The sequence below is a fragment of the Pseudomonas sp. PD9R genome, from assembly GCF_019200975.1.
In the GTDB taxonomy this organism is placed as follows: Bacteria; Pseudomonadota; Gammaproteobacteria; order Pseudomonadales; family Pseudomonadaceae; genus Aquipseudomonas.
In genome coordinates, this window is the sequence record NZ_JAHTMR010000006.1 from 89,969 (window position 1) to 104,012 (window position 14,044).

The 14,044-nt window shown below is 59.1% G+C and carries 11 protein-coding genes; 5 read left to right on the forward strand and 6 right to left on the reverse strand.

Annotation, left to right across the window (positions count from 1 at the left end):
• Nucleotides 1-25: 25 nt before the first annotated feature.
• Genes KUF73_RS14200 through KUF73_RS14220 form a run of 5 tightly spaced genes read left to right on the forward strand, consistent with a single transcriptional unit; the run spans nucleotide 26 to nucleotide 9,369 of the window.
• Nucleotides 26-1,738 (forward strand): DUF2138 domain-containing protein, encoded by a 1,713-nt coding sequence (locus tag KUF73_RS14200; RefSeq protein ID WP_218438621.1) that lies wholly within the window; start codon nucleotides 26-28, stop codon nucleotides 1,736-1,738.
• On the forward strand, nucleotides 1,723-2,373 hold the full coding sequence (locus KUF73_RS14205) for a DUF1175 domain-containing protein (protein ID WP_218438622.1): 651 nt from the start codon (nucleotides 1,723-1,725) through the stop codon (nucleotides 2,371-2,373). Before KUF73_RS14200 ends, KUF73_RS14205 begins: the two co-directional genes overlap by 16 nt.
• On the forward strand, nucleotides 2,370-6,932 hold the full coding sequence (locus KUF73_RS14210; RefSeq protein WP_218438623.1) for an alpha-2-macroglobulin: 4,563 nt from the start codon (nucleotides 2,370-2,372) through the stop codon (nucleotides 6,930-6,932). The genes KUF73_RS14205 and KUF73_RS14210 overlap by 4 nt, the downstream gene beginning before the upstream one ends.
• Nucleotide 6,933: 1 nt before the next feature.
• Nucleotides 6,934-8,553: a DUF2300 domain-containing protein gene (locus KUF73_RS14215; protein WP_218438624.1), complete on the forward strand. Its 1,620-nt coding sequence runs from the start codon at nucleotides 6,934-6,936 to the stop codon at nucleotides 8,551-8,553.
• A gap of 3 nt (nucleotides 8,554-8,556) precedes the next feature.
• Complete coding sequence (locus KUF73_RS14220; protein WP_218438625.1) at nucleotides 8,557-9,369, forward strand: YfaP family protein; 813 nt, start codon at nucleotides 8,557-8,559, stop codon at nucleotides 9,367-9,369.
• A 27-nt stretch (nucleotides 9,370-9,396) separates the two neighbouring features.
• On the opposite strand, the gene KUF73_RS14225 is transcribed toward KUF73_RS14220, so the two are convergent.
• The 6 genes from KUF73_RS14225 to KUF73_RS14250 form a co-directional block, all read right to left on the reverse strand.
• Nucleotides 9,397-9,612, reverse strand: a complete 216-nt coding sequence (locus tag KUF73_RS14225; RefSeq protein WP_371135470.1) for a hypothetical protein — start codon at nucleotides 9,610-9,612, stop codon at nucleotides 9,397-9,399.
• Nucleotides 9,613-10,160: 548 nt separating this feature from the next.
• On the reverse strand, nucleotides 10,161-10,910 hold the full coding sequence (locus KUF73_RS14230; RefSeq protein ID WP_218438626.1) for a S24 family peptidase: 750 nt from the start codon (nucleotides 10,908-10,910) through the stop codon (nucleotides 10,161-10,163).
• Nucleotides 10,911-11,137: 227 nt separating this feature from the next.
• Nucleotides 11,138-11,665, reverse strand: coding sequence for an inorganic diphosphatase (gene ppa, locus KUF73_RS14235; RefSeq protein ID WP_003205933.1), 528 nt, complete (start codon nucleotides 11,663-11,665; stop codon nucleotides 11,138-11,140).
• A 113-nt stretch (nucleotides 11,666-11,778) separates the two neighbouring features.
• Entirely contained in the window at nucleotides 11,779-12,591 is an 813-nt protein-coding gene (locus KUF73_RS14240; RefSeq protein WP_218438627.1) for a zinc-dependent peptidase, read from the reverse strand.
• Between the two features lie 6 nt (nucleotides 12,592-12,597).
• Entirely contained in the window at nucleotides 12,598-13,254 is a 657-nt protein-coding gene (locus KUF73_RS14245) for a DedA family protein (protein WP_218438628.1), read from the reverse strand.
• Nucleotides 13,255-13,513: 259 nt separating this feature from the next.
• A complete protein-coding gene (locus KUF73_RS14250) occupies nucleotides 13,514-13,975 on the reverse strand; it encodes an N-acetyltransferase (protein ID WP_218438629.1) in 462 nt (153 codons plus the stop codon).
• Between the last annotated feature and the right edge of the window lie 69 nt (nucleotides 13,976-14,044).

The following is a 14,044-nucleotide window of genomic DNA, read 5'->3' on the forward strand; positions in this document are numbered from 1 at the left end:
CACGGATGAATTGGGCTTTGTGAACATGAGCGATAACACTGTTTCTCCGGCGGCCGAAACGCCTGCAGCCAAAACTCCTCGCCGCTGGCCGGCGCTGCTGGTCGGGTTGGTCCTGGTGGCCGGCGTGGCGGGCGGTTTGGGCTGGTTCATGCACAAACCCAAGGCGCCGCCGGCGGCGTTGGCCAGCGACAAACTGGGCATGAGCCGGCCGGACGGTCTGCTCGAAACCCATTCCTTGAGCCAATTGCCCAAGGACTTGCTGGCGGTGCCGTTCCTCAAGGAAACCCTGACCGAAGATTTCGTCTTCTATTACGAAGCGCATGCGGATCGTCTCGGTTTGATCGGCAGTTTGCGGCGGATTATTTACGAACATGACCTGAAGTTGCAGGACAGTTTGATCGAGCAGCTCTTCGATCAACCGGCAGACGTGGCGCTGTGGCGTGGGGCGGATGGTCGCCTGAAAGACTTTTTGTTGGTGATGGATCGCGGTGGTCTGGCCAAGGTGCTGGAGCCGCTGGCGAAAGTAGCGCTGGATGATTCGCAGCTGACCCAATTGGCTGAAATCAAAGTTGCCGGCGATGTGGTGCCGCTTTATCAACTCACCTACAACCACAGCAAAGCGCTGCTGTTCGCCTCTCATGGCGACAAACTGGTGGTGCTGTCCAATCCGACCAAACTCTACGATCCGGAAAGCGGTTCATCGGAAGAGACAGGCAGCGTTTCGACCAAGGCCATCGCCGCCTTGCTTAACGGTGACAAACTCTTCCCCGAAGCCTTCGGCCTGCCACCGCGCACGCCTGAGGTAAAACAGCGTCTGTCGGTCAATGCCAGCGTCCTGGCCATGGGTTATCAGCGCTTCATACCGAACTTCGCCGGGCTGCGTTTCGACATGGACGACAAGGGTTGGCACAGCTTCCTCGCCATGGACGAACTGGACGACCAGCCGGACTTCGATTTCAAGCCGATCTGGCAAGCCATGCCGATGGGCGCCAGTGCTTGTGTCGCCTTGCCGCTCGCCGCCGAACAACAGAAACCGCTGCTGGTGAAACTCGGCGCTGAAGAGTCTGTAGCCCAAGCCCTGACCGAACACATGGCCGGTGCCGCCGGCCTGTGCTGGTACGCCGATTCGCGGTTGTACACGCCGTTGCTGGTGGCCAGTCTGAACGATGATGACAGCGCCAAACTCGACGGCGACCTGGGCAATCTGTTCGGCTCGATGGTCGGCGCCTATGAAGGCAACATCGAAGAGCACGCATTCCCGGTGGTCGAGAAACAGGACGGCCCAACCCACCAATGGCAGCGCCAGGTCAGCTCCAACTTCGGCCCTTACAAAGCCAAGGATGCCGAGGACCCGGACACCATCACCGGCAAGGCGTTCATGAAAGTCAGCCTGGCGCGCCACGGTTCGACGCTGCTGTTCTCCCTCGACGACAAGCTGGTGGACAAGGCCCTCGGTACTCTCGACAAACGATTCCCGCCGATGGCCGACGTGGTGCCGAAAGACCTGCTGATGCCGGTCTACTTCGGCCCGGATTCGATGGCGCAACTGATGCAACAGGAAACCCTCGACAGCCTGCCGCAGGACATGGAACCGGTGTTCTATAACGCCGCGCAAACCTACCTGATCCCGAAACTGCGCAAGCTCGGCGGCTACGGCAAATACGCCCTGACCTTGCCGGAAGGCAGCGAACCCGATGGCCACTGGCAGTGGCTGCCGCTGGAATGGAAAGCCCTGTGACAGCACTTATCCGAGGCCTCGGCCTGCTGGCGTTGCTACTGGGCACCCGAGCCTTTGCCACTGATACACCGCCGCTGGACGTGCAGCAATCCCAGGTGTTCCGTGCCTGGTTCGTGCGCATCGCCCAGGAACAACTGACCCAAGGTCCGAGCCCGCGCTGGTATCAGCAGGACTGCGCGGGCCTGGTACGTTTTGCCGCCAACGAAGCGCTGAAAGTCCACGACGACAAATGGCTGCGCAGCAATGGCCTGTCCAACCGTTATCTGCCGCCAGAGCTGCAACTGAGCGAGGCGCAACGCGGCCTCGCCCAGCAATGGCAGCAGGGCGGCGGCAAGGTCGGGCCGTACGTCAACGCGATCAAACTGATTCAGTTCAACAGTCATCTGGTCGGCCGCGATCTGGCGCAAGCCCGGCCCGGCGACCTGATGTTTTTCGATCAGGGCGACGACCAGCACCTGATGATCTGGATGGGCCGCTACATCGCCTATCACACCGGCACTACCACCCCCACCGACAACGGCATGCGCTCCGCAAGCCTGCAGCAACTCATGACATGGAAGGACACCCGATGGATACCCGATGCAGCCAACCCCAACTTCATCGGCGTCTATCGACTGAATTTTCTCTCCCAATGATCGGTGCCCGCATGTTGCGTTTTCTGCCTCTTTTGTTGGTATTGCTGCTGCCTTTCTCGGCGGCCAATGCCGAAGATACGGTCGAGCCGAGCGGCTACACGCCGGTGGCCGGTGAAAGTTTTTTCCTGCTGGCCGACAGCAGTTTCGCCAGTGACGAGCAAGCGATGGTACGTCTCGAAGCGCCGGGTCGCGACTATCGCCGGTTCCGCATGGAGCCTTACGGTGGTGCCGATATTCGGGTGTATCGCATCGACAAACCGTTGGATTTCCTCAAGCGCCAGAAGAACCTGCACCGGGTGGTCAGTGACGGCCAGTTCAAGGGCGAAGGCCTGTCCAACACCCTCGCTTATTTGTGGGACAACTGGTATCGCAAATCCCGACGGGTGATGCAGCGGGCGTTCTCCTTCGAGTCGCGTAAACAAGTCACCGAGCAAGTACCGGAACTGAAGATGGGCGCCGCCATTGCGGCGCCAACGCCCTACGATGCGCAGCCGCAATTCGCGTTGATTCCAGGTTTGCCAGTGGTGAGCCAATTCCGTTATCCGCTGTGGCAAGCCAAGCCGATCCAGCCGCCCGAGGGCGTGAATCTGGCCGGGTCTTCCAGTGAGTTCGTCAGTGTCGCGCCGGGCAACGTGTATATCCCGTTGGGCAACCTGAAACCGGGCCTGTATCTGGTGGAAGCGCTGATCGGCAAGTACCGTGCGACCACCATGGTTTTCGTCTCCAACACCGTGGCCGTGAGCAAGATTGCTGGCGATGAATTGCTGGTCTGGGCCGCGCGCAAACACGAAGGCAGTTCAGTGCCGAAGGTCAATGTGCTGTGGACCGATGGCCTCGGCGTAATGAGCAGCGGTGCCACCGATGCCGATGGTTTGCTGCGCCTGAAACACGTCAGCCCCGAGCGTTCGTTCCTGATCGGCGAGGACGAAGAGGGCGGTGTATTCGTCTCGGAAAACTTCTACTACGACAGCGAAATCTATGACACCAAACTCTATGCGTTCACCGACCGGCCGTTGTATCGGCCGGGAGATTGGGTGTCGCTGAAAATCGTCGGCCGCGAGTTCAAAAACGCCCGGGATTCGGTGCAACCAACGGCTGCCGACGTCAACGTGACCGTGCTGGATGCGACCGGCACGGCACTGCAAAGCCTGGACTTGAAACTCGATTCCAAGGCTGGCACCCAAGGCCGATTCCAGCTGCCGGACAACGCCGTGGCCGGCGGTTATGAATTGCGCTTCAGCTACAAGGATCAGGCCTACAGCAGCGCCTTTCGCGTGGCCGAATACATCAAGCCGCATTTCGAAATTTCGCTGAATCTGGCCAAGCAGGATTACCGCACGGGCGAACCGGTGCAAGGCAGCCTGGTGCTGCTGTACCCGGACGGCAAACCGGTGGCCAACGCCAAATTGAGTCTGAGCTTGCGCGCCCAGCAACTGTCGATGGTCGACAACGAACTGCAATACCTCGGGCAATTTCCTGTGGAGTTGACCAGCACCGAACTGACCACCGATGCCAAGGGTAACGCCACTCTGGACCTGCCAGCCGCCGAGAAACCGAGCCGTTACATGCTCACGGTATTCGCCAGCGATGGTGCGGCGTATCGGGTCAAGACCACCAAGGAAATCCTCATCGACCGTGGTGCCGCGAACTTCCGTCTTGGCGCGCCGCAACGTTTCAGTGCGGTGGGCGATAAGGTCGTGTTCAGCTACGCGAATGAAAACGCTGCAGAGCAAAAATCGATCACGCCGAGCAGCTACGGTTGGGTACGACTGGAGGATCAGAGCACCGGCGAAGGCAAGCTTGCCGCCAGCGACAAGGGCTTCACGTTGGCCTTCGAAAGGCCTGGCACCTACAACCTGACGCTCAGGGATGACCATGGTCGAACCCTCGGTGGGACCGGTCATTCAGTCACCGGAGAAGGCGTAAAAGCCGTACCCGGCACCGTGGAAATCGTCCTCGACAAACCCGAGTACAAGGCCGGTGATGAAGTGCTGGCATTGATCACGTTCCCCGAGCCGATCAGCGATGCGCTGCTGTCGCTGGAACGCGACAAAGTCGAAGCTACGGCGCTGCTGTCCAAGGGCGGCGACTGGCTGAAGATGGAAAAACTCAGCGACACCCAGTACCGCGCGCGCATTGCGGTGAAGGACCGCTTCGCGCCGAACCTGACCTTCTCGGTGCTGTACACCAAGGGCGGTCAATACAGTTTTCAGAACGCCGGCATCAGGGTGATTACGCCGCAAATCGATGTGGCCATCGCGACTGACAAAGAGACCTATCAGCCCGGCGATACGGTGTCGGTAGACCTGACGACGCTGTTCGCCGGCAAGCCGATTCCGGCGCATTTGACGGTCAGCGTGGTCGACGAAATGATTTACGCGCTGCAACCGGAAGTCGCGCCAACCATCGACCAGTTTTTCTACCATCCGCGCCGCAACAACGTGCGCACCAGCGCCAGTCTGTCGTTCATCAGCTATGACGTTGCACTACCGGGTAGCCCGGGCGCGCCCGGCAAAGCCAACCGCAGTGAACGCGGCGTAAAAGTGCTGGAGCGGCCGCGTCGAGAGGACGTCGACACCGCCGCGTGGCAACCGGAATTGTTGACCGACGCCAGCGGTAAAACCCGTTTCACTTTCAAAATGCCCGACTCACTGACCCGCTGGCGCATCACCGCCCGGGCTATCGCCGATGACGGACAGGTCGGGCAGAAGAAGCAGTTCGTGCGTTCGGATAAACCGCTGTACCTCAAGTGGAGCGGGCCAAGCAAATTCCGCGCGGGCGACAAGCCGGATCTCGGTGTGTTTGCTTTCAGTCAGGCAGAGAACCCGGTGAAGGCAGAGTTGGTGATTCATTACGCGGGCAATGATCAGCGCGTTCCCGTTACGCTTAACAGCGGCATTAACTACGTCCCGTTGCCGGCGTTCACGTTGGCGAATGGCGAGTGGACCGCCGAACTGGTGCAGGACGGTAAAATCGCTGATGCGTTGGCGGTGCAACTGACTGCAACCGGTGACGGTTGGCAGGTCACGCAAAGTCAAAGCCTGGACGTGGCGAGCGGGGATACGCCGCTGACGCTGCCGGCAGACGCCACGGATATTCGCTTGCGTCTGGATGACAGCCCGCAGGCGCTGTTCCGCTCGGCCCTCGATGATTTGCTGAGCTATCCGTATGGCGGCGTCGAGCAAACGGCCAGTCAACTGCTGCCACTGAGCATCGCCTATCCAACCCTGTCGTCGAACCCACAAGTGCGCGATCGCTTGCGCCTGATCATGCAGAACAGCCGCTTGCGTCTGGTGCAAATGGCCGGGCCTTCGGCGAGTTTTACCTGGTGGGGCATGGACGGCGAACCGGATGCATTCCTCACCGCTTATGCCTATTACGCTGACTGGCACGCCAGCAAAGTGCTGGAATTGAGCTTGCCTGCGGAGCATTGGCAGCGGGTGTTGGAGGTCTACGCCAAACAGGCGAAAAACACGCCGCTGTTGCAACGCGCGCTGATTTTGTCGTTCGCCAAACAAATGCAGTTGCCGGTGAATACCTTGCTCAGCGGTTTGATGGAGGATTTGGCAAAAGCGGGCGAGGGCAATGCCGCGAACCTGATGGACGATGGCGAAGACAGTATCGTCATTAACGATCCGGATTCGGCGTTGGGTCTGGCCGCGGCTCGGGTACTGACCACAGCCCTGGCCAAGCAATCGAAAGTCGCGTTGCCGGACGCATTCAACCGGCAACTGGCCGATGCGCAACAACGTTTGGCCGTCAGCTCACAGCCATTTGCCGAAGCGTTGAACCTGTCGCTGCAACCTTTCGATCAGGCCCGCGCGTCGACGTTGTTACAGCGCTTGCTGCCACAGCAGTCGACTCTGGAACGGGCGCTGGCGCTGACCTGGCTGCAACGCAGCATCGAACAGGCCTCGCCCACCATCGCACTGGCACCGGGTGACGGCTGGAAAAAAGAACACGGTGATACCGGTGAAACGTATTGGACGTGGCAGGGTTCTTCGCCGGTGCCGGCGGTGTTGTCGGTGACCGGCAGCCAAGAACGGCCGCTCCGTGCCGCGCTGAGTTACCAGACCAAGCAACCGGCAGCCGATCCGATGGCCGTGACCATCACCCGTCGCCTGTCGCGACTGGTGCCGGGTGACGAAGCATTCACCTTCAAACTGGAGCCGGTCGGCAACACGCCGTTGTCCAGTGACAGCCTGTACCTGGACGAAGTAATCCTCACCAGCAAGGCCGGCAAACCGCTGCGCTACGGCATGCTCGAAGTGCCGCTGCCACCGGGCGCCGACGTTGAGCGCACCACGTGGGGCATCAAGCTGATGGGCAAGGCCGGTACCGAGCCAACGGCGCTGGAGAAGGCACGTTTCGAGCCGGGACAATTGGCCTATGCGGTACCGGTGGATGCGTTGAGTGGCGAATTGCGCCTGCGTCACCTGGTGCGTTTCTCGCAGAAAGGCCAGTTCAACCTGCCGCCAGTGCGTTTCACTCAGGTGTACGCGCCACAGCATCAAGCCCAGGAACAGAAGCCTGCGCTCGGTCAGGTCACGGTCCACTGACATGCATCGGTTGCTGATCTGTTGGCTGCTGTGTTTGGTCCCCGCGCTGGTCACGGCGCAGGACGAACCGCTGCGCGTGGCCTACAAGGGAGAGTTGCTGTCCTTGAACCGCACTCAGTTGCTATCGCGTGAGCCATTGCCCGACACCGTGCAGACGCCGTTGGGCAGTGTGTGGAAGCTGTTTGTCTACGGCTGGTTGGTGGACACCGCCGCTCGCGAACCGGCTTATGAATGTCGTGGGCAATCGAAAGAGGAAGTTTATTGCTGCACGGCGGGCGGCAAGATCGAGCGCGATCAGGCGTTGGTGAAATCCTGCGGGTTGTATTTTGAACCGGCGCGGTTGGGTATATCCAGCGCGGATTGGCGAGCCTATTGGCAGGCGCGGCAAGCGCCGGAGTGGTTGCTGAATTTACCGTCATTAAAGCCCGCCACCCGGGTTTCGGTGGTTGAGTTGTTGCGCATGTTGACGGTGATACCGGCGCAAGATCAGGCCCGGCGCGTGCTGCTGGATGTGCTGTTGAATGCTGCCGACGGTAATGCGGTCGGTGAACTTGGCAGCGGCTTGCGGGTGAAAACCTGGAGCTGGTTGGGGGATCAGGATCCGTCGTCACGTCAGGGCGGATTCGCCGGATGGACGGCGGACGGTACGCCGATCTGGGCTGGTGGACGTGGGACCAGTCAGATGGTTTTGCGCAATTATGGTCCGGCGCTGGCGACTGTTTTGCCGTCGTCATGGCCGGCCGAAGCGGGAAAATGTGTTGAGGTCAGCCTGTTCTCGCGTCATCCATTGAAGCGAGTGCTGACGGGGGATCGCGTTCTGGGATCCGGTCCTTTGCAGGGCGATTACCGCGTCGAATTCGCCAACGGTAATCAGCTCGATATCCATAGCGATGGCGAACTGTTTTTACTCAACGACAAGCTCATCGCCCGCCTGGATCGCGAAGAATACGTCGCCCGCGTGCTGCAGCGCGAAGCCACCCCCGAACCCGTCGAAGCCGCCAAAGCCCTGGCCGTGGCCATCCGCACCTACTTGCTGCAAAACGCCACGCGCAATGGCGACTGCCTGAGCATCGATGACAGCAGCAGCCGTCAGCGCGTCGCACCACGGCCGGCCAGCGCCGAAGCCCGCAACATCGCTGCGTGGACCAGCGATCTGGTATTGGCCGGCAGCCCCGTCACTTACCACTCCGACCAACCCGGCCCGGACAGATTGTCCTGGCAGCAAGCGGTCGAACAGGCCAAGGCCGGCCAGCGGTACGACGCCATCCTGCTGCACGCCTATCCGCGCGCCAGCCTCAGTCGGTGGGACAATCCGGTGGCCTCCTGCGAAGCATTGCCCGCGGCGCAAGACTGGCTGCAAAAGCAACGTCAGGGCTGGCGCTCACGCCTTGAGAGCGAAGCCGGCTACAACGAAGTCAGCACCTTCGCCGTGTGCCGCCTGGCCTTCGGCCGCCCTTATGTCGACCGCGAACGCCAGCGGATCTACGTGCGCGGCGTGCTCTCGCTGCAAGACCGTCTCGACCTGACCCACGAATACCTGCACCTGGCCTTCGAAGCACACCCCAATGGCCAGGACGAAACCTACATCGAAGGGCTCGCCCGCCACCTCTTGCTGGAATAGACCATGACACTCCGTTACCCACAGGTCTTGCTGATGCTTTGCACGGTTGCCGCGTTAACGCCGGTTATCGCCGCCGACAGCATCAAGCTCGATACTCCCGCAGGCGGCTGGCGAACCGGTGCGGCCGAAGGCGAGGGCGAAAACTTCCGTCAGACCGTCAACTACCCGGCCTCTTCGGTAAACACCCCGGCAGGCCAGGCCAACACCGCGCGCATCAGCGGCCAGATCAAAACTACGCCCAAATCGGCTGAGCCTGGTCGCCTGGTAGTCAACGGCGTCAGCATGCCCCTGAAGATCGACGCCGCCGGCCGCTTCGACCGACCGTTCTCATTCCCCAACGGCAGCAACAGCGTGGAAGTGCGCAGCCCCGATGGCCAGCAACGCCACCGCACGCAATTCCTCAACACCAGCGGCGGCGCTACTCCGGCCAAATTGCGCGTGTTGCTGGCCTGGGACAGCGACAACACCGACCTGGACCTCCACCTCATCACCCCCGACGGCGCGCATATCTGGTACGGCGACCGCGTCGCCCCTAACGGCGCCACACTGGATGTCGATGTCACAACCGGCTATGGCCCGGAAATCTTCGCCATGCCGGCGCCGATCAAGGGTCAGTATCTGGTGTATGTGAACTACTTTGGCGGCGGCTATCGCAGTGATGAAGAAGGGCAGGAAGACGCGGTACAACCGCTGACCACCGCGCAGGTGACGGTAATTACCGAAGAGGGGACGCCGAGCGAGAAGATGGAAACGTTTCTGGTGCCGATGCGGGCGGTGGGGGAGTTGACGCTGGTTAAGGGGTTTAGTTATCCGTAAAAGTATAGGGATTCCCTTGGCAACCCATCACAAATGGTAACTGGGCACCTGAGCGACCTTCCACGGGCGCGAACTGGCGTTTGATGACGCAACGGAGGAAGACTGCCAGTACATCAACACCAGTTCACGATTCACCATCAAATTGGCGCGCTGCTGGGCATTATGAATACGGCCCTTGAGGTCCACCAGCCAATCGCCATAGCCATCGAGTGGCATGCTCTGATTAATTGGGGTATCGCTCATGCTTGCTTTCCCTTTTTGCTTTTTCGGGGGTGCGTTCGCCGCTATTTCGGTGCGGATATTGATAGAAGACGCAGGCCATAAAAAGTGCACTGCGATCGGAACGCTCTGTACCGATTCAAGCGGTGGCTTTTAAATCAGCTGCGTTGCTGTCAATCAATACGGGTTTTCTGAAAGGCATTAAAAAGCCGGCTTGTGGCCGGCTTCTCGGGGACTGGCTTGGATCATTTTTGGTAAACCGCGCCAGCCTTCAAAACGTACACCCGGATCTTGCGTCCGGCTGTGGGACTCAGCGAGAAAATCATCTGCCTTGTCGGTGCGATCATGAGCCGCGGAGCGGGTCGATGCGCAAATGTGGGGCGCAGCATACTGATTTTTTGGGGAAATTCCCAGCATGGTGTGCGTTGTAGAGCTATCCGATCGTTGCGGGTCTGCTGACGGGGTCGAGATGTAGGTTGAATGTTGCAAAGCATTCGCGAGCAAGCCCGCTCCCACAAGGATCGCGTAATCCTTGTGGGAGCGGGCTTGCTCGCGAAAAAGACGCCTCGGCGTTACAGGAACGGCACTTCCGGTCTGCGCTTGTTCAGTGTCGACCACCAGAACACCCAGCCCAATACCCTGAAGTTCTGCTCTTCGATTTGTTCGCGCCTGAGAATCTCGTCTGGATACTCGGCGCTGTTGTGGCTGCGCATCCGCAATGCGTTACCCGGGACTCGATGCAGGTATTTGATACGAAGCATGCCGTCGTGCTCGATGGCGTAGATCTGGCCGTCGATGATTTGCGTAAGGCCCCGGTCGATAGCAATGGTGGAGCCGTCTTCGATCTTCTCGGCCATGCTGTTGCCGACCATGCGGGCGCAGATGGCGTCAGTGTGGTTGATCTCCAGGGAATCGAGGTGACTGCGAGGAAGGCGGATGGATTCTTCGCGGTCCTCGACAACGTGAGTTTTGTTAGAGCCGACTGCCGTAGGAACCTCCTTGTAGAACGGCAAGTCAAGATCGGTGGGCTCAATCACGGTATAAACGCCGCGAATGGCCTGGGCGTCGAAGATGTTGCCAGACTCATCGGCCAGGCGCAGATGCTTGGCGTCTTTCAGGCCTTCTCCAGTTTTTAGCCAGTCACTGTTCACGGACAGTTTTCTGGCGACTTCTTCCATGCAGTGAGCAGGCACGCCGCGGGTGTACCAGTTGTGCACATTTTGTGGTGCCGTGTTCAAGAACTCGGCAAATCCTGTTGTGGTGATATTCGCTATCCCAAGAAGCGCTTTGAACCGAGGACCGCTGGATTTGTTGTTTTTCATAAGCGCGAGTCTACTGGCGCGCAATAAGGCTTTGAATCAACGAACCGTTCAAAATCGGCGGAAATTTAAGACGGGATGTAAGACGCTTTCAGGGAAAATTAAACAAAAAACAACTCAATGGCAGGGTGTTAAACGAGCTGTTTAAGCTGCTTTGCAAGCGCCCACAAAAAACCCCGGATCAACCGGGGTTTCTCTTGAGGCTTGCCGCCTGAAGCTCGCGACTGCTCTTAGCCTTTATAGGCCGCAACCGACTTGGTGATCGCTTCGCGGGCAGCGTCTGCGCCGGCCCAGCCTTCGATCTTCACCCATTTGCCTTTTTCGAGATCTTTGTAGTTCGCGAAGAAGTGCTCGATCTGTTGGATCAGCAGCGGTGGCAAGTCGGTGTATTCCTTCACGTCGACGTACAACTGGGACAGCTTGTCGTGCGGAACCGCGATGACTTTGGCATCGCCGCCGCCGTCGTCGGTCATGTTCAGGATGCCGACTGGACGTGCGCGGATCACCGAACCTGGAGCAACCGGGTAAGGGGTTACAACCAGTACGTCGAGGGGATCACCGTCGTCCGCCAGGGTGTTCGGGATGTAACCGTAGTTGGCCGGGTAGAACATTGGGGTGGCCATGAAACGGTCAACGAACAGGCAATCGCTGTCTTTGTCGATTTCGTATTTGATCGGCGCGTGGTTGGCCGGAATCTCGATCGCGACGTAGATGTCGTTCGGCAGGTCTTTGCCAGCCGGAATCTTGCTGTAGCTCATTGGGCGTTGCCCCCGTTAGTTGACCAAAAACACTTGGCCGGATTGACCAAAAAGTGGCGGCGATTATAGGCATATTCCGCCAACGTTGCTATGCACCGCAGGTCCTGTAGACCTTAGTCATGTGCCTGATAGACAGGGTCGTCGGCGAGAAGTTGCCTGAGCCTCGCCAGCGGGTCCTGGCGGTAGAACAACTTCAGCTGTTCGTAGACCGGAGGATAAGCCTCATGCAGCAAATCCGGGGCGCTGAAGAAGTATTCGCTGGTGACCGCGAAGAACTCGCCCGGATTCTCGGCGGCGTAAGGATCTATTGCGGTCTCGGCTTCCGGGTTGCGCTCCAGTTGTCGGTCGAGGTCGTCGTAGGCTTCTTGCATGACCTTGGCCCAGTCGCTGACCCGCATGTCGGCATGCAATGGCGGTAGGCCATTGGCGTCACCGTTGAGCATATCGAGTTTGTGCGCCAGTTCGTGGATCACCAGGTTGTAGCCTTCCCAGCCGCCGCTGGCCATGACGCCGGGCCAGGCAAGGATGATCGGGCCCTGCTGCCAGGCTTCACCACTGTGCTCGCCGTCCCATTCGTGCTCGACACCACTGGCGTCGCGATGACGCTGCGGGCTGAGAAAGTCGTCGGGGTAAAGGATGATTTCGTGAAAACCCTGATACCAGTTCAGGTCGCCGAGGTGCAACAACGGCAATTGCGCCTGGGCGGCAAGCAGCAGACGTTGCTCCTGATGCAATTCGACACCGGGCAGGGCGGTCAGGTGTTTGTCTTGCAGGAACAACACGCAGGCTTCACGCAGCCATCGGTCTTCGGCGGCACTGATGCCATCGAGAAAACTCAAGTGATGACGCACCCGCTGCCACATGTCGTCGGCAATCGGGTGCTTGGCCAGGGTGCGCTGGCGTCGCCAGGCGCTCAGGGACCACATCGTGAATCAGCGAGATTCGGCTTTGGAGTTCGAGCCGCCCAAGCGGCTGCGGACTACGCCGATAATCATCGGTACCAGTGACAACAGGATGATGCCGACCACCAGCAACGAAAGGTTTTTCTTGATGAACGGTACGTTACCGAAGAAGTACCCGAGGGTGACCAGACCACCAACCCACAGGATGGTGCCGAAGACGCTGAAGGCGAAGAAACGCGGATATGGCATTTTCCCTACGCCAGCGACGAACGGTGCAAAGGTACGGATAATTGGCAGGAAGCGCGCCAGGGTTACTGTTTTGCCGCCATGCTTGTCGTAGAAATCGTGGGTTTGTTGCAGGTAGTCGCGGCGGAAAATCTTCGAATTCGGATTGCTGAACAGCTTTTCGCCAGCCGTTCGTCCGATGATGTAGTTGGTGCTATCACCAAGAATCGCCGCCAGCATCAGCAGGCCGCCGAGCAGCACCGGGTCCATGCCTCCACCAGCCGCCACGGCACCAGCGATGAACAGCAGGGAATCGCCCGGCAGGAAAGGCATCACCACCAGGCCGGTTTCACAGAAAATCACCATGAACAGAATGGCGTAGATCCAGGCCCCGTAGTTGGTTACGAGCATGTCGAGGTACACATCGAGATGCAGGACAATGTCGATCAAGTTGAAATCCATGGGGGCACCTGTGTTAGCGGCCCGACTCAGCAGGCCTGTGCGGATGACTTCGCGTAAGACTACGGGTAGGGGTAGTTTTTCTTACAAGCCGGAAAGATCGGGATTATACGGGCTGATAAGTGAAAAGAGCGTCGAGTTTGTAGCGGGGGATGTCGTGGTGTATTGACGAAAAGATCGCAGCCTTCAGCTGCTCCTACATTGGCTGGGACAAACCTTGCTCCTGTAGGCGCTGCCGAAGGCTGCGATCTTTTTGAAACGCCTACAACTCGTCGCTGATCGGCAACACGTAGTTCTTGAACTCGGTGTCTTCCTTGAACCCAATGGATTCGTAGGTTTTCTGCGCGACTTCATTGTTGCTGCTGGTGGAAACGCGCATGCGCACGGCGTTGGTTTCCTTGGCCATTTTCTTCGCAGTACGGATCAGGTTGTCGGCCACCAACTGACGACGGGCATCTTCGGCGACGTAGATGTCGTTGAGGATCCACACGCGCTTCAGCGAAAGCGACGAAAAGCTTGGGTACAACTGACAAAAACCCATCAGTTTGTTTTTGTCGTCATCAGACAGTGCAAGGTAAATCACCGACTCCTTGCGACGCAGGCGTTTCTCGAGAAACGCCCGGGACGAGTCCGGATACGGCAGGGAACCATAAAACTCGCGATATTTGACGAACAACGGGGTCAGCAGGTCCAGGTGTTCGAGGGTCGCTTGAATAATCCGCATGGTAGGTCTCGTCTTCAAGTGGCTGTCTTCACGTGCTCTGGCGGCAAAGGGTACTCACTGGCAGCCGTG